Consider the following 19,947-nt stretch of genomic DNA (forward strand, 5'->3'; position numbering starts at 1 on the left):
ATATTAGATTGAGAGCTCACTGTCAATCCCTCAGTAAACCGATGGATGGAAAAAATTCCTCGATACAGACGAAACTTACCAGGCCCTGACTTTCAGGTGTATAATGGGAATGGGTAAGATGCCCAATGAAGGGAGAGATGGAAATGTCCGTTCATACGGAGAAATCGCTGCCTAGACAAAGCCTGAAGGAGCTGGGAATTTCGGCTCGGAACGTGATCGACTTTTTGACATATTTGAAAGCGCATTCTATTGAACTGCATAGTTTGATGTTGGTACGGCATGGACAAGTTGCGGCGGAGGGCTGGTGGGCGCCTTACGGGCCTGATCTGCCGCATATGTTGTTTTCCCTTAGCAAAAGCTTTACCTCCACCGCTATCGGGATGGCCGTGCAAGAAGGCAAACTGAGTGTAGACGATCCGGTCGTCTCTTTCTTTCCGAAGGACGCACCAGAAGTGATTTCGCCGAATTTGGCTGCGATGCAAATCAAGCATTTATTAATGATGGGCACGGGCCACGCCTTCGATACGATGGATCCGCTCGCCAGAGCGAAGGACGGGAACTGGGTGAAGGCATTCCTGGAACAACCCGTAGAACATCAACCAGGGTCGTCCTTTTTGTATAATACGGGAGCTACCTACATGCTGTCCGCCATCCTGCAGAAAGTCACCGGGGAAACCTTGCTGCAGTATTTGCAGCCGCGCTTGTTTGAGCCGCTTGGCATCGTGAATCCGACTTGGGAGAACTGTCCGCGCGGCGTCAATACCGGCGGATTTGGGCTCAAGGTAACCACCGAGGATATCGCTAAATTTGGTCAACTGTACTTGCAGAAAGGTCTGTGGGGAGGGCAGAGGTTAGTGGAAGAAAGCTGGATCAACGCCGCGACCTCCAAGCAGATCTCCAACGGCGACGGCGGGGACAGCGACTGGGCGCAAGGGTATGGCTACCAATTCTGGCGTTGCCGCCACGGCGTTTATCGGGGCGACGGGGCGTTTGGACAATTTTGCATCGTCCTGCCGGAGCATGAGGCGGTTCTTGCGATGACGTCCGGCACTAACGATCTGCAAGGTGTATTAAACGGGGTATGGGAGCACCTGCTTCAAGCTTTTGACGAGGAGAAGGGGAACCTGACCGAAGAGGATGTGGCGGCGGAGAAAGAGCTGCAGCATATACTTGAGGGGTTATATATAGAGCCGCCCCGGATCGAGGCTAACTCTGTGCGGGAAGCGGAGTTCGGTAACGGCAAGAATTGTCTGCTGGAGCCCAATGACTTGGATTTGCAAAGCACGAGAATCGAGATCCACGGGGATACGGCCGTGCTGGAAATCCACGATAAACGCGGCGAGCATCTCGTTGAACTCGGACGGCAGGCTTGGCGATTGGGGCGGACGACGTTGTTCGAGGAGGAGGAGCAGATCGCCGCTTCTTTCACTTGGAAGTCGCCGGAAACGCTGCTGTTAAGCATCCAGCGGATCGAAACGCCATTCCGCCTAGGCTTCGAAATCGAGCTGCTGGAGGATGGCATTGAAATTCTCAACACCGTCAACGTTTCCTTCGGGGAACCAACTCCGGCGCCAATCCGGGGCCGTCTCCAGTAGGAACCCAGTCTCACTATCTCGGAGAGCGCTCGGCCAGTAGTCGGTTCACCAATTCGCTCATCCCCTGCCATGAGTCCCTCATGAGGAATTGCTTTTGAATCGGGGCGTTCCACGGGCGGGGGATCCCGATGGTTAACCTCCCGGCCTCTTTGGCGGGCAGAAGATTATGCGGCCCGTCGTCGATCAAGAGGTCGAAGTTCAGCAACGTTTTCCGCTTGGCGACAAAGAAGTTCTCGAACGGGATAAACGGCATCCAGCGTTGCAGCCAGGTCCATTTCTCCGGAACCGACGACGGTCTGGCGGCCGTAACGATGATCACATCGTGGTCCTGTGCAATCTTGCGCACTTCTTCTACGGTATGTTCATCAAAGATCTCGAGCTCCTCATACAAGCCGGGGCGTCCGAAGAATAAGTCCTCATTGCATTCGGGATGCCAGATCTTCGTCATATCAAAGCTGATCATTTGGTCCATGGTCAGCTGGCGGTCGGGGAATTGCAAATTGTGATAGTGAATGGCCTTGGGCACGAGGTGGCAGATGGTATCGTCCATGTCGATGGCTACGATGTGTTTACGCATAGTGAGTATTCTCCTGATTGAAGTTGGATTGAAAAGCATGACTTATTCTAAGATATCAGAAAAGTGCGGTTTTGGGGTATAGGTGACTCCATGAAAAAAGCCCCGGCTCCGTTGATCTGCGGAGCCGGGTCTTTGGTGTAGCTGCAGGGGCGGGTTAATTCTTGACTTCATCCCGCCAGAAATGAACAGGCTGCCAGCCGAGCAATTGTTTGGCCTTCTCGTTGCTGAGCAGCGTTTCATGCGCTTCAAGCGGTGCACGGAAATCGCTGACGCCCGGATAACGGGCAGCCATGAGTTCACGGCTGCGAATCGCCATGCTGGAGTCGTCCGCGGCAATGTTCAGGGCCACTGCACCGAGACCCTCCGCTTCAACAGCTAGCCGGCAGGCGGTCGCTGCGTCGCGCGTGTCGATGTAACTCCACAGGATACGTTCCCGTTCGGCCGGGTCGTGGATGAAGGACGGAAACGTCGCATATCGATCCGGGGGAATCACATTGCCGAGGCGAAGCGAGACAATCTGCATGCCGGTTCGGCGTTGGAACATGTCCGCCGTCAGTTCATTCACCACTTTGGACAAGCCGTAACTGTCCTCAGGGAGCTGCGGGTGCGATTCATCCACCGGCACATACTTAGGGGCGGGCGGATGAACCGCGAAGACGATGCCATATGAGGATTCGCTTGAAGCGATCACCGCCTTGCGGATGCCCAGTCCTTCCGCAGCCTGCAAAATGTTGTACGTAGACATCACGTTATTGCGGAAGGTGACCTCCGGCGTGCGGATATGGGCGGCCGGAATCGCGGCCAGATGCACGACCGCATCCGCTCCGGTAAGCGCGCTGTAACATTCGCCAAGCTGTTCCAGATCGGCGATTAACGTCGGGCAGACCGGGTCTTCTGAAGGCTTAACGTCCACGTTCAGCACCTCGTAACCCTGCTGGACGAATTCACGTACGACGTAGCGCCCCAGCATGCCGCTCCCACCGGTAACGACGACTTTAGCCATAATGGCCTTGCCTCCTTATTTCAGAATGTCTTCAATTCGCGTCAGCACGTCTTCGCTGAGCTTGATGCCGGAAGCTTTGGCGTTCTCGGTCACTTGCTCTGGACGGCTGGCACCGACGAGTGCGCTTGCTACATTGTTTTGAAGCAGGATCCAGGCCAGGGCGAGGTTACCCACGCTGATGCCAAGCTCGGAGGCAATGCCTTCCAACTGCTTCACCTTTGCGATGTTCTCTTCCGTAATCCCCTTGCGCACCCATTCCAGCTTGGCAGCACGGCTGTCTTGCGGAATGTCGGTGGCCGACGTGTATTTGCCGGTCAACAACCCTTGAGCCAGCGGGGAGAAGACGACTTGGCCGATACCGGAACGTTCGCTGACCGGGATGACTTCCTTCTCGATGTAGCGGTTAAACATGTTATAAACCGGTTGGTTGACCACGATGCGATCCAGCAGATAACGATCCGCCAATCCGACCGCTTCTGCAATTTGCGAAGCCTGCCACTCGCTGACGCCGGCATACAGGATTTTGCCTTGGCGGATCAGGTCGTCGATGGTGCGCAACGTTTCGTAAAGCGGCGTCTCAGGATCGTGACGGTGGCAGTAAAAGATATCGATATAATCGTGACCAAGCCGCTTCAGGCTCGCGTGCACCTGTTCCGTGACATGCTTACGCGACAAACCGCGGTCGTTCGGACCGTCACCCATTGGCCAGAATGCCTTCGTTGCCAGCACGTAGGATTCACGCGGATATGCCTTGAGCGCTTTACCCATCAATTCCTCCGCAGCACCTCTTTCGTACATATTGGCAGTGTCAAAGAAATTGATCCCCAAGTCGTAAGCCGTTTTTATCGATTTCTCGGCGTTCTCGCGTTCAACGTATCCGCCGTAGGTCAGCCAGCTTCCCAAGCTGATTTCGCTTACTTTGAGGCCGCTTCCGCCTAATCTTCTATATTCCATGGTTCATCATCCTCCTGATTAATTGTTTTGTAACCATTTTCATTCTAATAAAGTTCATATACAATTTAAAGAAGTGAAAACTGCTTCACTTAATTATATCCATGATACTTGCTATACATAATATAGCTACATCCATAGGGGAGGTTTGACGGATGACTACCGTACGAAAGGCCAGCAATTATATTCCGAAAACGCCGGAGCATATCGAATGCAATATCGAGAAAACGCTGGATGTGCTCGGAGGGAAATGGGCGTTTCTTGTCATACGGGAGCTATTTGGCGGAACGCTCCGTTTCGGGGAGCTGCAGCGACGAATTCCCCAGGTGAGCCCACGTGCGCTGACCAGCACGCTGCGCCATCTGGAGGAGAAGGGAGTATTGGAGCGGACGGTTTACCCGACCGTTCCCGTGACGGTTGAATATACGCTCACGCCGAAGGGCATGGACCTTCACGTCATTTGCCATGAAATGAAGGTTTGGGCTGCGCGGTGGACCTAACGGGTTGGGGGCGGGGGGCCATGCTTCGATTGATCGGCAGAAGCATCCGCGATTTCCGCAAGTACTCCGCCAAGTTGCTGCTTTTTCAATTGCTTTACATGCTTGTCACGAGTGTGGTTATCCTTCCGGTTACCACGCTGTTGTTCAACCGCGTGCTCCGGGTGGTTGGCTCGGGCTCCCTGCTCAACGGGGAAGTGTACCGGCTCGGGCTAAGCTATAAAGGCTTGGCTGGACTGAGTCTCATCGGGATGGTTGCCTCCTTTACGCTGTTGATCCAATTGCTGGTACTAATTGTTCTGATTCAGCAGCGCTTCTTCGGCAAGGAGATCGCCATCGCCGACGCGGTGCTGACCGTACTGCGCAAAACGCCAAAACTGTTCGGGTTTGGCGTGTTCCAGCTGTTGCTGCTGTTGCTGCTTCTGATCCCGTTTCTGGATTCGCCGCTAACGGCTTCCTTTTACGCGTTGTTCAACGTTCCGATCTTCTTGAATAACCAAGTGTTGGATGCTTCTTTCACTATGACCGCCGCTTATATCGTGCTGCTTGCGGGTTTGTTGTATACCTTACTCCGGTGGATCTTCGTCCTGCATTGCATCGTACTGGAGGATATGAATCTGCGGCAGGCGGTGCGGCAAAGCCATATCCTGACGCAAGGCCGGCGTTGGCGGCTGTTTGGATCGCTGCTTCTGTTTAACGGTGCGGTGCTTGGGGGCACCTCTGCGGTGGTGTCCGCACTCGGTCATATCCCTACCTGGTTGAATCTCGATGTTCTTGCACTCGTGTCCCAACACTATTCGCTCACGGTTTCCACCGTGCTGGCCTACTTGCTGGAGCTTCTGTTGTTGCCGATTAACCTCTTCGTGTTAACGAGACTCTATTATGCGTTTGGCAGGTTAAGATGGATTCGTGCAAAAGATCAGCTTCAGGTTAGCCGCAGCAGGTTAGGCCGCATCGAAAAGCGGGTTGTCGTCTGGTGGAGAGGTCTGAAGTGGAAAAGGACGGCGTATGCCCTGGGTGCTGCCATCTACATCAGCCTGGCAGTACTTATCGGTTTGCGGGCGAATGATAGTCTGGTCTACGCCAAATGGAACGTGCAGATCGCGGCCCACCGAGGAGATACGTCGAACGCCCCGGAGAATTCAGTGCCCGCCCTGATCTCTGCGATCGACAAAGGTATCCAGGTCGCTGAGCTGGATGTGCAGATGACCAAGGACGGGGTTGCCGTGCTCAATCACGATTCCGATTTGAGACGGATGACGGGAGTACGGAAGCGGATCGCCGATATGACCTTCGCGGAGGTGCGGCAGTTATCCATCGGTCGGGACGCGAATGGATATCCGGTACATATTCCTTTGCTGTCCAGCGTGCTCGCCGAGGCGCAGGGGCGGATCAAGCTGTTGCTGGATCTGAAGCCGAACGGCTCCTCCAGCGAAGCGCTGGCGGAAGAAGTCGTTCGCCTCATCAAGGAAGCCGGAATGGAGGAAGAGGTGAGGGTGCAGTCGTTTGACGGTGTCGCGCTCAGCCGAATTCGGGAGCTGGCCCCCGAGATCAAGATCGGGAGAATTCTCTTCTTTGCGCTTGGCGACCTGTCGGCCCTTGACGTTGATTTCTACACAATTGAGCAGATCATGTTAACTGATTTCTTGCTCAATAAAGCCCATGCCGACGGTCGTGAGGTATGGGTCTGGACCGTTAATACTCGGCGGGATATGAAGGAAGTCCTCAAGTACCCCATCGATGGGATGATTACGGATATTCCCGAGACTGCACAGTCTCTCGTGGAAGTTGATTTGTAAGCCCTGAGACGAAACAGTACAAGCGTCATCCCGCTGATTTAAGGGATGACGCTTTTGATTTATTGCTGTTCGGCTATTTCTAAAGTGCTTGGGAAGCTTGAGCCAGCAAAGAGGAGAGCAAGGCGTAGTCCGGAGTGACGCCTTCCTTGAATTTGATCCATTTACGTTCCGGCGGTCCTTCGAAGCCCTTCGGCACTTCCAGCCCGTCGGCGTTCATGATCATGAAGGCTATCGCGTCTTTCGATGGCGAAATCACCGCTGCGTAATGGCCGTTCTTCAGGAAATGGGGTTTCTTATATTGAATTCGCTCTTCTACCGAAGGAATGGTTTGGTGAACCATCTCTCTCAGTTGATGGGAAAGTTCAATTTGCCAGGGTGCCCCTAATTGGTCAATAAAGGTGGTAACTTCTTCGTTCATGGTTATCGATCAGCTCCCGCCGTAATTTTTTTCCACAAAAGGAATATACAATGGGAGGAATATTCTTGTAAAGGTATTTAAAATTTTATTCATTCTCCGCCTGTTTCGATCGGATTCTCTGGGTAAGAAATCCAATCGCTCCAGCTGCCGGCGTACAGCTTGACCTGCGTGTAGCCGAGCCGATGGAGGGCGAGTACGTTCGGGCAAGCGCTCACGCCGGAGCCGCAGTAGACGATGGCCTCGCGGCCTTCGTCCAATGCGGTAATGACCGGCGCCAGCTGCTCGTGCAACTCGCCTTCGCTCTTCCAGGAGCCGTTGTCGCCTTGTACCTGCTTCCAAAAACGGTTAATCGCCCCCGGAATATGGCCGGCCTTGATGTCAAGCGGCTCCTGCAGTCCGGCGTAGCGATCCGCGGCGCGCGAGTCCACGAGCAGGACGCCGGGATCGCCCAGCGCCCGGCGGACGTCCTCGACGCCGGCCAGCAACTGCGGCCGGAGCGAGGGGGTGAAGGCGGCGGGGACGACGGTCCGCCGCTCGGCCGTCACGGGATAGCCGCCGGCTTGCCAGGCGGCGAATCCCTCCTCCATGACGTAGACGTCGTCATGGCCCAACCAGCGCAGCAGCCACCATAGGCGGGAGGCGTACATGCCTCCCTGGTCGTCGTAGGCGACCACCCTGGTGGCGTTGCCGATGCCGGCGCGGGCGAAGCGCGCGGCCAACACGTCTGGGGCGGGCAGCGGGTGGCGCCCGCCGTGTTCGGTGACCGGGGCCGATAGATCCTGTTCCAGATCGAGATAAACGGCACCGGGAATGTGCGCGGCGTCGTAAGCCGTGCTCCCGGCCTCCGGCCGGCCCAGCTCGAAGCGGCAATCGACGATGACGAGATCCGGTTCATACTGGCGAGCCAGCAGCCATTGTTTTGAAACAATCGGATTCATAGAGAGTACCTCCATTATAGGGATGGATTGCGGCCGATTCTCAGCTTTACGGCCAGGTTATCCCCAATGTAGCACAGGGGTGAAAGGGCGTAAAGAAATCAATTGAGCAACCGCCTTAACTCCGCTATAATGAAGTGGTTTGCAACAAGATTGGAACGATAAAATTAACGGAAAGCTGGGACCCTTAAACCATATGCATACCAACACCAAGTCCATGGGCAAATATGAAATTTTGTACGTAATTGGCATTATCGCCATCTCGTTTTCTTCGATTTTCATCCGCTGGTCCAATGCCGAAGTTTCGGTGATCGCCATGTACCGGATGTATCTGACTAACTTGCTGATGTTGCCGCTGTTGTGGAGCTATCGTGGGGAAATTGCGCGTCTGACCGCAAAGCAATGGGGGCGCCTTATGTTCTCCGGGCTCATGCTGGGGCTGCATTTCCTGCTGTGGATGGGGTCACTTCGTTTGACGACTGTAGCGAGCTCCACGGTCATTCTAACCTTGGAGCCGATTATCGTGATGTTTGGGTCGTTTTTTCTGTTTGGCGCCAAAATCAATAAAGCGATGATACTCGGCGTTTCGTTAGCCCTCATCGGCTCAATCGCCATTGGTTCCGGGGATTTCGCCTTGTCCGGCGCAGCCGTTACCGGCGACTTGCTGTCCTTGCTTGGCACGGTTGCGGTCGCGGTGCATATCCTGGTCGGCAAGCAGTTGCTGCAAACGATCAGCGCGTTTGTTTATAATTTTCTTGTATTCGCGGTGGCAGGAACGTCGATGGCAGTATACAACCTTGTCGCCGGCATCCGCTTTACCGGCTACGAGCCGCGCGAATGGGGGATATTCCTGCTGCTCGCGATTGTCCCGACGTTGTTTGGACATTATCTGTTCAACTGGCTGATGAAATACCTCAGCGCTTCGGCCGTGTCGATGGCCGTCCTCGGTGAGCCGGTGTTTGCTTCATTGTTGGCTTGGATGCTGCTGAAGGAAAGCTTGACTCCGCTGCAGCTGTCGGCAGGCGTACTCATCTTATGCGGCGTGTGGATCTTCATTCGTTATGGCAAAGAAACGCCTGCCGGGATGCCGGAGAACGCGGAGGTTCTGAATGCGGGGCAAGAGGGAAAGGCGAGTTAAGGGGAGAATGAATTATTTTCTCAACTCGAAAAATTGGCATTCCCGGCGTGGATGATAGGAAAGCTCGCTTACTCCAGCTTGGGTGATAATGGTGTCGTCCGTGAAACGGATAATGATACTGCCGTTGTCGATCATATGATCGTCACGGAAAACGCGGATGCGAAGCTTGCGGTCCAACGCTTCCTGGAAATCCGCCTCGGTAAACAGTTCTCTGAGGGTAGGCATGATCGCGATATCTCCTTATGGGCTCAAAATGAGTCTAAACGACTCTAGTTATTGTACCCGGAACCCCGCTGGTTGAAAAGAGAACGCCTGGGGCCTAAGATTCCCCCTTGCTCGGAGCTTTACACAATTATCCCCTTGGATCAGATCGTGGTGAATCAAGCACGAACATGCTCGGGAGAAGAGAATACGAGTGAAGGAGTTCCCTTAACAAAAGGGATAATCGTTCAAAGAGCTATTTAAATAAGGGCTAGGGTATCGTAAAAAGTCGATCAGGATGTGACTCTCCTGATCGACTTTTTTGTCATAATGAGTCCGGTACGCCCCAGCGGAGAATCAAGCCAGCATGGGTTAAGCCGCTGCCGAAGCCGTACAGCAGCACACGGTCACCGAATTTCAGCCGGCCCGTGTCGACGCCAACCTGCAAGGCCAGCGGAATCGAAGCAGAAGATGTATTGCCCATGTCCTGTACGCTTTGCAGCGTTTTGGCGAGCGGGAGGTCCGCTTTCTCGCAGATGGACTCGATCATACGCAGATTGGCGCTATGCGGCACGAACCAATCGACGTCCTCCCGGGTGAGCTCAGCCTGCTCCAGCAGCTGCTCGATTCCGGCGGTGACGGTACGCACGGCCCATTTAAACACCTCGCGGCCATTTTGTACGATTTTGCCCTTCCCTTCGAGCGTTTGACCGTCCATCTGATCCGCCAGTCCGGAACGATAGACGTGAATGCCGCCGGCCCCGTTCGTTCCGAGAATAAACGATTCGAAACCGGGGTCTTCGGGATCGGCTTCGACAAGCACGGCCCCGGCCCCATCCCCGAAAAGGATGCAGGTGCTGCGGTCGGTGTAGTCGGTGATTTTGGACATCGTTTCGCCGGCAACAACAAGGATTTTGCGATGCAGGCCAGAGCTGATCATGCCGTTCGCCAAATGCAAGGCATAAGCGAAGCCGGCACAGGTCGCGTTAAGATCGATGGCCCCGGCCCGCTCCATGCCAAAGTGTTGCTGAACCCGGCAGGATACGGTCGGAAATGAGAAATCCGGCGTCGTCGTCGCGGCGATGATGAAGTCGACGTCGTCCAGCGTGACTCGGTACGTATCGAGAAGGCGCTCCGCCGCCCGGATGCAGAGATGCGAGGTAAATTCGTCCTCGGCAGCGATATGCCGTTCCTTGATGCCCGTGCGTTGTACAATCCACTCGTCGCTTGTATCAACGAGCCGCTCTAAATCCTCATTGGTTAGAATTTTCTCAGGGACATAGGTCCCCAGGGCGGTAATGCGGGCCTTGGAAAGGGATTTCTGTGTGGTCAACCGTATCAGCTCCTTTATTTCATTATTTTTAGTATCAAGTATTAGTACCAGGTGTTAAAAATAGTATACCATGATAATTACTAACCTTCCAATGTTCTATACAAAACATGCACCTGGTCAATGCTATAATAGTTCCGAGGAAAGGAGTGTTCGAACGAACTTATGAAGACGTTGGTATTAGCGGAGAAGCCGTCGGTCGCAAGAGAAATTGCGCGAGTAATCGGCAGCCGAGATAAGCATAAAAGTCATTTTGAAGGACCCAACTACGTGGTGACCTGGGCGCTGGGGCATTTGGTCGGGTTGGCGGAGCCGGAGGATTATGACGCGAAGTTCGCTACGTGGGCGTTGGAGGATTTACCGATTTTACCCGATAAAATGAAGCTGAAGGTGCTGCGCGAAAGCAGCCACCAGTTCAAGGCAGTGCAGCAGCTCATGCGGCGCCAGGATATCGGCGAGATGATCGTAGCCACCGATGCTGCTCGCGAGGGCGAGCTGCTCGCCCGCTGGATTATGGATATGGTCAAATGGAATAAGCCGTTTCAGCGGCTGTGGATTTCCTCGCAAACGGATAAAGCGATCAAGGAAGGCTTCGCGTCGCTGAAGCCGGGGAGCCAATATGAACGTTTGTACCATTCGGCACGCTGCCGGGCGGAAGCTGACTGGATGGTAGGCCTTAATGTCACTCGGGCGCTCACGACCAAATTCGGCGCACCGCTCTCGGCCGGACGGGTGCAAACGCCGACGCTGGGCATGATCATGTTGCGCGAGAACGAAATTCTCCGTTTCCGTTCGGAGGAATACAACATGCTACGCGCTGACTTCGGCAAGTTCGAAGCGGTATGGCGTGGTGGAAACGGTGATGCTCGTATTTTTGATGCAGAGCGGTTGAACGCTCTGAAGCAGAAACTCGAAGGGGCTTCCGGCAATATCGCCAAGCTGGTTAAGCATGAAAAAACGGTGCCCCACCCGCTGGCTTACGATTTGACCGAACTGCAACGAGACGCGAACCGTCTGCTTGGATTCTCGGCCAAGCAGACCTCAAATGTGCTTCAGCGGCTCTACGAGCAGCATAAGCTGGTGACTTATCCGCGGACGGATTCGCGGTATCTGACGTCGGACATGACGGAGACGCTCAAGGAACGGCTGACCAGCGTAGCGATCGGCCCTTATGCTCCTTTGGCCCGGCCGCTGCTTCGGGGCTCGCTGCAGCTGAGTAAGCGGGTGGTCGATGACAGCAAGGTCACTGACCATCATGCGATTATCCCGACGGAGCAAGTAGTACTGCTGAACGCGCTGAGCGCGGACGAACGCAAGCTGTACGATTTGATCGTGCGGCGGTTTATCAGTTTGTTTTATCCGCCGGCCAGATTCGATCAAGTCAGCGTAACGGTGGAAATTGCCGGCGAGACGCTTCACGCCAAGGGTACGACGATCAAGGATGCCGGATGGCGTGCCGTTTATGACGGGCAAGCGATGGAGGACGAAGAAGGCGGCGAGGACGATGCCGAAAGCGGTTCGGCGCTGCCGGAGCTGAACCAGGGCGAGGCGGCGAAAGTGCAGCGCTGCCGTGTGACGCCGGGGCGGACCCAGCCGCCGAAGCGATACACGGAAGCCGCCCTGCTGACCCAGATGGAGAAGCATGGGCTGGGCACGCCGGCAACGCGGGCAGACATCATCGAGAAGCTGGTCAGCTCGGATACGATCGAGCGGCAGGGGAACTCCCTGCATCCGACCGGCAAAGGCAAGCAGCTGATCGAGCTAGCGCCGGCCGATTTGCGCACGCCGGAGCTGACGGCCCGCTGGGAGGCGGAGCTGGAGCGGATCGCGCGCGGTCAAGGCCAGCCGGGGCCGTTCCTAAGCGGCATTCGCGAAATGGCGGTCAGCCTCGTGCAAGGCGTAAAACGCAGCGATGCGACGTACAAACCGCATAATGTCTCGAATAGCCATTGCCCGGAATGCGGAACGCGGCTGCTCGAGAAGAAGACCGGGCGCGGACTGATGTTGCTCTGCCCCAGCGAGGACTGCGGTTATCGCCGTTCTGGCGAGAAGCGCTTGTCTAACCGCCGCTGCCCGCAATGCCATAAGAAGATGGAGCTCAAGGAAGGCAAAGCGGGGATGTATGTACAGTGCATCTCCTGCGGCATTAACGAGGTGCTTGGGAAAGACAAGGATAAGCATATGAACAAACGCGAGCAGCAGCGGCTCGTCAAGCAATACTCCCAGCCGCAGGAATCTGGCGGGGTGAATCTCGGCGAGTTGCTAAAAGCAGCACTAGAGAAGAAGGGCGACGATTAATCGGCTCCGGTAAACGGATCATAGGCTCGCATAAATCGGCAGCCTTTACGGGACGCTAAGTACCGGAGGTGATAAGGGTGCCGCATCACAAAGCGCGGAAGACCGAGAACCAGCAGAACAAGTCGAGGCTGATGGAACCAACCGTGGCGGCCAAGCCGAAGAAGCAGGCCGATTACCCGCCCAATCTGAACGAGATTCCGAAGAATGAAACCTGATGATTTTTACGGTTGAGGCTCCCCTTGCGGGGAGCTTTTTTACATAGAAGTGAGTGGGCCAATAAGATGCTGTTGCTCCGCTGTTGAGGTATAATAGAGATAGAAACGTCAACATTCGAACGAAGAGAATCGAAAGGGGGCGGCGAAGACGAAAACGGGTTTGCTGGTATGGTTTCTATTTATCAACGCTGTCGCTTATCTGGTCATGTCCGACGACAAAAGGCGGGCCAGGCAGAGGCGCGAACGTGTTCCCGAGAAAACGTTGTTTTTGCTGGCTGCGCTGGGCGGTGCATTAGGCATCTTGGTGGCCATGAATACGAAGCGTCATAAAACAAAGCATTTCAGCTTCCGGGTGGGCATTCCATTGTTGCTTCTTTTCAACGCCGTGCTTTATGGGTATTTCTTAATATAAACTCTTGGGACAAGTGAGGTGCTTTCCATGCTGTTTAACAAAATTCTTGCCGCGTACGATGGTTCGAAAGCGGCGAATAAAGCGCTGGACAAAGCCATTGAGTTGTGCAAATCAACGCCGGGAGCCAAGCTGGAGGTCTTGCATGTGTACGACTTCCCGCGGTTTTATGTGGCCGAGGGCTTTGCGCCGGTACCCACTTCAATGAACAAGGATTTCTATGAGCTGGCGGAAAGAACGGCGGAGGAAGCCAAGAGCCGGCTGGCGGCCGCGGGGCTGGAGCCCAGAGTCGAAATGGACCAAGGGGCGCCGGCGGAGACGATTCTGGAGTACGCACAGAAATACGGAGCGGATCTCATCGTGATCGGCAGCCGTGGACTGGGCGGCATCCGAGAATTCGTGCTTGGCAGCGTCAGTCACAACGTTGTTCAGCATGCCCGAATTCCAGTGTTAGTCGTGAAATAAGAATAGAGCTTGTTTGTTAAAGCCTGACCGAAGCGATTCGGTCGGGCTTTTTTTGCGAACGCAGGAAATTTGTCCAGCGGGGGCCGTATTTAGGGCTAACGTTTGCCAGAATGCTTATTAAGGCGAAAAGAAGGGAGTTGAAATTCTAACGCTGACCAGCGTGCTTATATGAGCGGAAGCCACCCCTTTTGGGGTGGAATTCGGGAAATAGGCTCCCCCATAGGCGTTACAATACGAAAATCCCGGTTTTGGTGCAAATAGCGTTTAATACAAGCGTTAGAGTTCCGATGGAGTTTCCTCGATGATCGCCAAGGAAGATTGCTGTGAGGAAAACTGACGCTTGTCCGATCAAATCGGCGATAGAAGAATTAAATTTTGGGCTATTTTCGGGATTGCACGTAGGATCATGTAGTTTTTTATAGTCGCCAAAGTAAGGTTATGTTCAAATGTTACGATTACTCACATTGAAACACAGTAGGTAAGGTCGAAACGGACATCCGAACACAGAAAGGAGGGCTGCCGTTGATCCGATTTCACCAGGTTGATAAGCATTTTGGTCAGTTTCACGTGTTGAAGGGGATTGAGCTGCAGGTCAAGGAAGGGGAAGTCGTGGTGGTCGTTGGTCCATCCGGTTCGGGTAAAAGCACGATGCTGCGCTGCATCAACCGGCTGGAAACAATCACGAACGGCGAACTGACGGTTGGCGGCCTCCCGGTCCACGACCGCAAGACGGATATCAATAAGCTGCGCCGGGATATCGGGATGGTCTTCCAGCATTTTAATTTGTATCCGCACAAAAAGGTGATCGACAATATTACGCTGGCGCCAATGAAGGTGCTGGGCATTTCCAAGGCGGAGGCCGAGCAAACGGCGATGTTCTATTTGGAAAAGGTGGACATTGCCGACAAAGCTTCGGCGTATCCGTCCCAGCTGTCGGGCGGTCAGCAGCAGCGGGTGGCGATCGCCCGGGGGCTTGCGATGAAGCCGAAGATCATGTTGTTTGACGAACCAACCTCGGCGCTGGATCCGGAGATGGTTGGCGAAGTGCTGGACGTCATGCGGACCCTTGCTACGGAGGGTATGACGATGGTTGTGGTTACGCACGAAATGGGGTTTGCCCGGGAAGTGGCGGATCGGATTATTTTTATGGACCAAGGGCAAATCGTGGAGGAAGCCGGGCCGGAGGAATTCTTCGCAAGTCCGCGGGAAGAACGGACGCGCACCTTCCTCAGCCGTTTGTTGAGCCATTGAACCTTAGATGATATTGAAAGGGAGGAACAGAAGATGAAGAAACGTTGGAGGTTAATCAGTATTGCAGCGGTATGCGCATTGGCAGTATTAGCGGGTTGTGCCAATAACGGGACGGGCGGAAATACAGCCGGCGAGGGCGGGAATGCCGCTCCGGCAGCTGGGGAGAGCGGGGCCGGGGCTTTGGGCAAAATCAAAGATCGCGGCAAGCTGGTGGTTGGCGTGAAATACGACACGAAGCTGTTTGGTTTGAAAGACCCGGCCAGCGGCAACGTGGAGGGCTTCGACATCGATATCTCCAAGGCGATCGCGAAGCATATTTTTGGCGATGAGAAAGCCTTAGAACTAAAGGAAGTCACCTCCAAAACGCGGATTCCGATGCTCAATAACGGGGAGATCGACATGATCGTGGCAACGATGACGATTACCGAGGAGCGCAAGAAGGAAGTCGACTTCTCCGACGTCTATTTCCAGGCGGGGCAGTCGCTGCTGGTGAAGAAGGGCAGCCCGATCACGGGCATCGAGAGCTTAACCGCTGATTCAACGGTATTGGGCAGCAAGGGCTCGACTTCGGTGAAAAATATCCGCGAAAAGGTAGAAGGCATCAAGGTGCTGGAATTTGATAACTACCAGGATGCGTTTAACGCCCTGAAGGCAGGGCAAGGCGATACGCTGACAACGGACGATGCGATTCTGTACGGCATGGCTGCCCAGGATCCGAATTTTGAGGTGGTTGGTAAGCCATTCACTGACGAGCCTTACGGCATCGCGGTGCAAAAAGGGAATGGGGACATTGTGCAAGCCGTCAATGATACCTTGAAGGAGCTCCACGACAGCGGGGAGTACGACAAGATTTATGAGAAGTGGATCGGTAAGAAGCCGGGTGAGTGATCGTGATGGACTTTACGATTTTGACTGACTATTTCGACGTATACCTGGAGGGGTTCCGAGGAACGGTCCTCTCCAGCCTGTTGGCGCTGGTCGGCAGCTTTCTTCTGGGGGCGTTAATCGCGGTATTCCGCATCGCCCCTGTCCGGGTTCTGCGCTGGTTCGGGACGGGTTACGTGGAATTTATCCGCAATATCCCGTTACTGCTCGTCGTATATATTTTTTATTACGGACCGTCGGCACTGGGTTTACCGTTGGATGGATTTACAGCCGGGACGATCGGGCTGGCCGTGTATACGTCATCGTTCATCGCCGAGGCGATCCGCGCGGGTATCCTGGCGATTCCGAAGGGGCAAACGGAGGCGGCGCGTTCCTCCGGGTTAAGTTACGCGCAGACGATGTTGCATATTATCCTGCCTCAAGCGATTAAGCTGGTCATTCCGCCGCTCGGGAACCAGTTCATTAACTTGATCAAGAACTCGTCCGTGTTGACGATTGTTGCCGGGCTGGACCTGATGTATTTTGCCGACATCGTGAATACGGAGACGTATCGGACATTTGATACTTATCTTTTTGTGGCGTTGTTTTATTTGGTGTTGACCTTGCCTTTGAGTTATGGGGTGAGGGTGTGGGAGCGGAGGCTTGAGAGAAGGTATTGAGGTTGGGGAGGGATTTGATGGACTTTGCGGGTGCGTACAGTGCGGAGAATTTGAGTTTTCTGGCGGAGGGGTTAGTGGTGACTTTGATTGTCGCCGGGGCGTCGATCGTGCTCAGCTTCCTGATCGGCTGCGTTGTTGGCATCATTCGCTATACACAGCTGCCCGTGTTGTCGCCGATCCTGCTGGCGGGCGTTGAGCTGATCCGCAATTTACCGCTGCTCTTGATCATCTTCTTCATGCGCTTTGCCTTGCCGGAGATTGGGATTAACCTGGGACTGGTGGCCGCAACGGTGACCGGGCTGACGATCTTTGAAGCGGCGATGATCGCGGAAATCGTTCGCGGCGGGCTTGCTTCCATCGAAAAGGGGCAAATCGAGGCGGCCCGATCGTCGGGACTCGGCTCCTTGCAGACGTTGTGGCATATTGTGCTGCCGCAAGGGTTGCGACGGATGGTGCCGCCGCTGGTCAGCCAGTTCATCTCGCTGCTCAAGGACACATCGCTGGCAGTTGTCATCTCCTTGCCGGAGCTGATGCATCATGCCGGCATCGTCATCGGACACGGCTATACTTACACCATTCCAATCCTGCTGCTCGTGGCGTTGATCTATTTCTCCGTCAATTTTGTGTTATCGGTGATCTCCAGACGATTGGAAACCCGTCACGTGTAGGCATCATCTAACATGTTGCTGACATATTATGGAATGCATGGTATAGGCACCCTCTCTCAAATGTGGTACGATAAGGGGCAAAATAACTCACAGGACCGGGTGAGCGGGGATGGGGAACGTTCTTGTTAAGTCCTTTTATAGATCCACCTACGTTCAGATTGGAGTCGTGGCAATTGGGACGGCCTTAGCCGGGGAGTTAAAGATCAACCCGTTTGATGGAGATATTTTTCGGATCGGGCTGGGGAGCAGTGCATTTCTGTTATTCTTGTTGTTGCTGCGGCGGTTGCCTTATCTCGTCACGGGTGTCATTACCGGCACTGGGGTGTTGTTGTTTCGTACGGGGCTGGATCAGGCGCTTGGTAACGGCTTGACCTTGGCCGATAGCGTGACAAGGCATGGTTCTGCGGCGGTGTATTACATCGTATTCGCTTTCGGGATGAGTCTGATCAAACGGCGTCTGGACCGCTTCTACCCCTTGGCGCTGGGAGCAGTGACGGCGGTGATCGACCTGGTGTCCAACGAGGCGGAGTTGCTGACTCGGCTGCTGGTGACCGGTACGGCAACGTTTAAGCTGAACGAGTGGACGTTTCTGATGGCGATCGCGATGTTGCGTACGTATTTCGTAACCGGGATTTACAGCAGCATATCCGTCAGTCGGATGCGGATCGTACAGAAGGAGCAGAATCGGCGGATCGAGCAGATGCTCAGAATTAGCTCCGGCTTGTACGGGGAAGTATTTTACCTGAAGAAATCGATCGGTACGCTGGAGAACCTGACCCTGCAAAGCTACGAGCTGTACCGTCAGTTGTCCGACAAAGGTCAGGAGGCGCACAAGCAATATGTCTTGGGGATTACGCAGCAGATCCATGAGGTGAAGAAGGATTCGCAGCGTATTTTAGCCGGGTTGATCAAACTTACGGACCGCGAAGTTCCGGGGGATATGCCATTGTCGGGTTTGGTCCAATATACCGTTCATAGCAGTCAGCAGTATGCCGAAATGTTGGGGAAAAGAATTGTTTTCACGCAGAAAATCACCCTGGACTACGCCACCGCCAACTACATTCCCTTGCTTACGCTGTTGGGTAACCTGACGGCGAATGCGGTGGAAGCCATCCAGGATCGGGGTCAGATTCACCTCGAGGTTCGCGAGCAAGCGGGATGGACCTTGTTGATGGTGAGTGACAGCGGGAGCGGCTTTGCGCAGGACGAGCGGGAGCTGGTATTTGAACCGGGTTTTACGACTAAGTTCGATGAGGAGGGCGTCGCAGCGACGGGGATTGGTTTATCTCACGTGCGAGACATCGTGGCCCGGTTTGACGGAGAGATCTCGCTTGATACGGCGCCGGGGCTAGGCGGGGCGAGGGTCCAAATTCGCATACCGACTCGGATGCTGCGAAAGCCGACGAGTCCGACGTAAACGCTACATACCAAACGTTGAGGAGGGTGTACCGATGCCTCTCTCTTTTTGTATCGTGGACGATGATGCCAGTGCGCGAAAGATGCTGCAACACATTATCGAGGACTGTGGGCTGGGCGAGGTAACGGGGACGGCCGGCGGCGGAGCGGAGGGCGTCCGGCAAATTTTGAGCGAGTCGCCGGACATCGTGCTGATGGATCTGCTGTTGCCTGACCAGGACGGAATCGAAGCGATCGATTCCTTGCGCGCTCAAGGCTGCAGCTCGCGGTTTGTGATGATCTCCCAGATCGAGAACCAGGATATGGTCGGACGGGCGTACCGAAGTGGAATTGAATTCTTCATCCGCAAGCCGATCAATCGGTTCGAAGTGGAGACGGTGCTGCGGAAGGTCAATGAGCGTTACGCGATGAGCCATTATCTAGATGAGATAAAATCCAGCCTAAAGAAACTGGAGGGCTTGCGCAACACACCGTTGGCCGGTCCGGGAAAACGGCCGGTCCGGGAAGCGATTCAGCCGATCCTGATGAATCTAGGTTTAATTGGCGAGAGCGGCAGCCGGGATATCATCGCGATGATGGAGCTTTTGCTCGGACAGGGTGACGAAGTCGGCGGCAACTTGCCACCCTTGAAGGAGCTGTATCGCCAGACCGCGGCCACGTACAAGACGAGGCCCGAAGATATCGCCAAAGAGGTCAAGGCGATCGAGCAACGGCTGCGGCGCGCGTTGACGGCGGGGCTGACGAACCTGGCCTCGCTGGGACTGACCGATTACGGAAATCCTCGGTTTGAGTATTATGCCCCGCTCTATTTTGACTTTGAGGATGTAAGGCTGAAGATGAAGGAGATCGAAGAAGGTCGGGAGCCGGTTAATGGGAAGGGGAAAGTGAACATCAAAAAGTTCCTGCACGTGCTGTTTATCGAACTGCAAGAGCAGTTAGGAGCATGAACATGGGGGAGATCACCTAGTCGGGTTACCGGGCTAGGTTTTTTTTGTCGTTAGGGAAGGTTGCTTGATTAAGGGGTATTGTTCAAAAACGAACATTCGGATTTTACAGTCATTTAATGTTCGGATTTGAGTTGACACGTCGTGTCTGCCATTGGTAAACTAGGAGGGAGAAGGCGGTTCGCCGCCGAACATCATAATCTCGTATAATGCCGGGGATAGGGCCCGGAAGTTTCTACCCGAGAACCGTAAATTTTCGGACTACGAGCGAATACGTGATGAAGGTAGGGCTA

Annotated in this window: 21 protein-coding genes and 1 riboswitch; of the genes, 14 read left to right on the top strand and 7 right to left on the bottom strand. The window is 54.5% G+C overall.

Annotated features, from left to right (window positions below):
• Nucleotides 1–143: 143 nt before the first annotated feature.
• Entirely contained in the window at nucleotides 144–1,595 is a 1,452-nt protein-coding gene (locus M0651_RS18270; protein ID WP_248553165.1) for a serine hydrolase domain-containing protein, read from the top strand.
• A 13-nt stretch (nucleotides 1,596–1,608) separates the two neighbouring features.
• Here M0651_RS18270 and M0651_RS18275 read toward each other — a convergent pair whose 3' ends face one another.
• The 3 genes from M0651_RS18275 to M0651_RS18285 all read right to left on the bottom strand — a co-directional run bounded on the left by M0651_RS18275 (nucleotide 1,609) and on the right by M0651_RS18285 (nucleotide 4,129).
• Entirely contained in the window at nucleotides 1,609–2,172 is a 564-nt protein-coding gene (locus M0651_RS18275; RefSeq protein ID WP_248553166.1) for a 5' nucleotidase, NT5C type, read from the bottom strand.
• A gap of 154 nt (nucleotides 2,173–2,326) precedes the next feature.
• Nucleotides 2,327–3,175: an NAD-dependent epimerase/dehydratase family protein gene (locus M0651_RS18280; protein WP_248553167.1), complete on the bottom strand. Its 849-nt coding sequence runs from the start codon at nucleotides 3,173–3,175 to the stop codon at nucleotides 2,327–2,329.
• Between the two features lie 15 nt (nucleotides 3,176–3,190).
• Nucleotides 3,191–4,129 (bottom strand): aldo/keto reductase family protein, encoded by a 939-nt coding sequence (locus tag M0651_RS18285; protein WP_248553168.1) that lies wholly within the window; start codon nucleotides 4,127–4,129, stop codon nucleotides 3,191–3,193.
• Nucleotides 4,130–4,281: 152 nt separating this feature from the next.
• Here M0651_RS18285 and M0651_RS18290 point away from each other — a divergent pair, with 152 nt between their 5' ends.
• Entirely contained in the window at nucleotides 4,282–4,626 is a 345-nt protein-coding gene (locus tag M0651_RS18290) for a winged helix-turn-helix transcriptional regulator (RefSeq protein WP_248553169.1), read from the top strand.
• 20 nt (nucleotides 4,627–4,646) lie between these two features.
• Nucleotides 4,647–6,422 carry a glycerophosphodiester phosphodiesterase gene (locus M0651_RS18295; protein WP_248553170.1) on the top strand — a complete coding sequence of 592 codons (1,776 nt, stop codon included), beginning with the start codon at nucleotides 4,647–4,649 and terminating at the stop codon, nucleotides 6,420–6,422.
• Between the two features lie 79 nt (nucleotides 6,423–6,501).
• Here the strand turns inward: M0651_RS18295 and M0651_RS18300 are convergent, their stop codons facing one another.
• Nucleotides 6,502–6,840, bottom strand: coding sequence for a DUF1801 domain-containing protein (locus M0651_RS18300; protein ID WP_248553171.1), 339 nt, complete (start codon nucleotides 6,838–6,840; stop codon nucleotides 6,502–6,504).
• An 89-nt stretch (nucleotides 6,841–6,929) separates the two neighbouring features.
• Nucleotides 6,930–7,778, bottom strand: a complete 849-nt coding sequence (locus M0651_RS18305; RefSeq protein WP_248553172.1) for a sulfurtransferase — start codon at nucleotides 7,776–7,778, stop codon at nucleotides 6,930–6,932.
• A 193-nt stretch (nucleotides 7,779–7,971) separates the two neighbouring features.
• On the opposite strand from M0651_RS18305, the gene M0651_RS18310 reads away from it, so the two are divergent.
• Nucleotides 7,972–8,913: a DMT family transporter gene (locus M0651_RS18310; protein WP_248553173.1), complete on the top strand. Its 942-nt coding sequence runs from the start codon at nucleotides 7,972–7,974 to the stop codon at nucleotides 8,911–8,913.
• Nucleotides 8,914–8,925: 12 nt separating this feature from the next.
• On the opposite strand, the gene M0651_RS18315 is transcribed toward M0651_RS18310, so the two are convergent.
• Nucleotides 8,926–9,138: a hypothetical protein gene (locus tag M0651_RS18315; protein ID WP_248553174.1), complete on the bottom strand. Its 213-nt coding sequence runs from the start codon at nucleotides 9,136–9,138 to the stop codon at nucleotides 8,926–8,928.
• A gap of 301 nt (nucleotides 9,139–9,439) precedes the next feature.
• Complete coding sequence (locus M0651_RS18320; protein ID WP_248553175.1) at nucleotides 9,440–10,447, bottom strand: ketoacyl-ACP synthase III; 1,008 nt, start codon at nucleotides 10,445–10,447, stop codon at nucleotides 9,440–9,442.
• A 162-nt stretch (nucleotides 10,448–10,609) separates the two neighbouring features.
• Here M0651_RS18320 and M0651_RS18325 point away from each other — a divergent pair, with 162 nt between their 5' ends.
• From M0651_RS18325 to M0651_RS18370, 10 genes are all read left to right on the top strand, one after another.
• A complete protein-coding gene (locus M0651_RS18325) occupies nucleotides 10,610–12,742 on the top strand; it encodes a DNA topoisomerase III (RefSeq protein ID WP_248553176.1) in 2,133 nt (710 codons plus the stop codon).
• A 77-nt stretch (nucleotides 12,743–12,819) separates the two neighbouring features.
• Nucleotides 12,820–12,957 carry a hypothetical protein gene (locus M0651_RS18330; protein ID WP_187380118.1) on the top strand — a complete coding sequence of 46 codons (138 nt, stop codon included), beginning with the start codon at nucleotides 12,820–12,822 and terminating at the stop codon, nucleotides 12,955–12,957.
• 160 nt (nucleotides 12,958–13,117) lie between these two features.
• Nucleotides 13,118–13,369, top strand: a complete 252-nt coding sequence (locus tag M0651_RS18335) for a DUF1294 domain-containing protein (protein ID WP_282577988.1) — start codon at nucleotides 13,118–13,120, stop codon at nucleotides 13,367–13,369.
• A gap of 27 nt (nucleotides 13,370–13,396) precedes the next feature.
• A complete protein-coding gene (locus M0651_RS18340) occupies nucleotides 13,397–13,831 on the top strand; it encodes a universal stress protein (RefSeq protein ID WP_248553177.1) in 435 nt (144 codons plus the stop codon).
• Nucleotides 13,832–14,353: 522 nt separating this feature from the next.
• Nucleotides 14,354–15,082 carry an amino acid ABC transporter ATP-binding protein gene (locus tag M0651_RS18345; protein ID WP_248553178.1) on the top strand — a complete coding sequence of 243 codons (729 nt, stop codon included), beginning with the start codon at nucleotides 14,354–14,356 and terminating at the stop codon, nucleotides 15,080–15,082.
• A gap of 33 nt (nucleotides 15,083–15,115) precedes the next feature.
• Nucleotides 15,116–15,970 (top strand): glutamate ABC transporter substrate-binding protein, encoded by an 855-nt coding sequence (locus M0651_RS18350; RefSeq protein ID WP_248553179.1) that lies wholly within the window; start codon nucleotides 15,116–15,118, stop codon nucleotides 15,968–15,970.
• A gap of 2 nt (nucleotides 15,971–15,972) precedes the next feature.
• Entirely contained in the window at nucleotides 15,973–16,626 is a 654-nt protein-coding gene (locus M0651_RS18355; RefSeq protein ID WP_248553224.1) for an amino acid ABC transporter permease, read from the top strand.
• A 17-nt stretch (nucleotides 16,627–16,643) separates the two neighbouring features.
• Entirely contained in the window at nucleotides 16,644–17,294 is a 651-nt protein-coding gene (locus tag M0651_RS18360; RefSeq protein WP_248553180.1) for an amino acid ABC transporter permease, read from the top strand.
• A gap of 166 nt (nucleotides 17,295–17,460) precedes the next feature.
• The gene (locus tag M0651_RS18365) at nucleotides 17,461–18,711 is read left to right on the top strand and encodes an ATP-binding protein (RefSeq protein WP_248553181.1); all 1,251 of its coding nucleotides are present in this window, start codon (nucleotides 17,461–17,463) and stop codon (nucleotides 18,709–18,711) included.
• A 34-nt stretch (nucleotides 18,712–18,745) separates the two neighbouring features.
• Nucleotides 18,746–19,657 carry a response regulator gene (locus tag M0651_RS18370; protein WP_248553182.1) on the top strand — a complete coding sequence of 304 codons (912 nt, stop codon included), beginning with the start codon at nucleotides 18,746–18,748 and terminating at the stop codon, nucleotides 19,655–19,657.
• Nucleotides 19,658–19,836: 179 nt separating this feature from the next.
• A riboswitch (purine riboswitch) is annotated at nucleotides 19,837–19,938 on the top strand.
• The last annotated feature ends 9 nt before the right edge of the window (nucleotides 19,939–19,947 follow it).

Origin of the sequence: Paenibacillus mellifer, assembly GCF_023195895.1 — a bacterium.
In the GTDB taxonomy this organism is placed as follows: Bacteria; Bacillota; Bacilli; order Paenibacillales; family Paenibacillaceae; genus Fontibacillus; species Fontibacillus mellifer.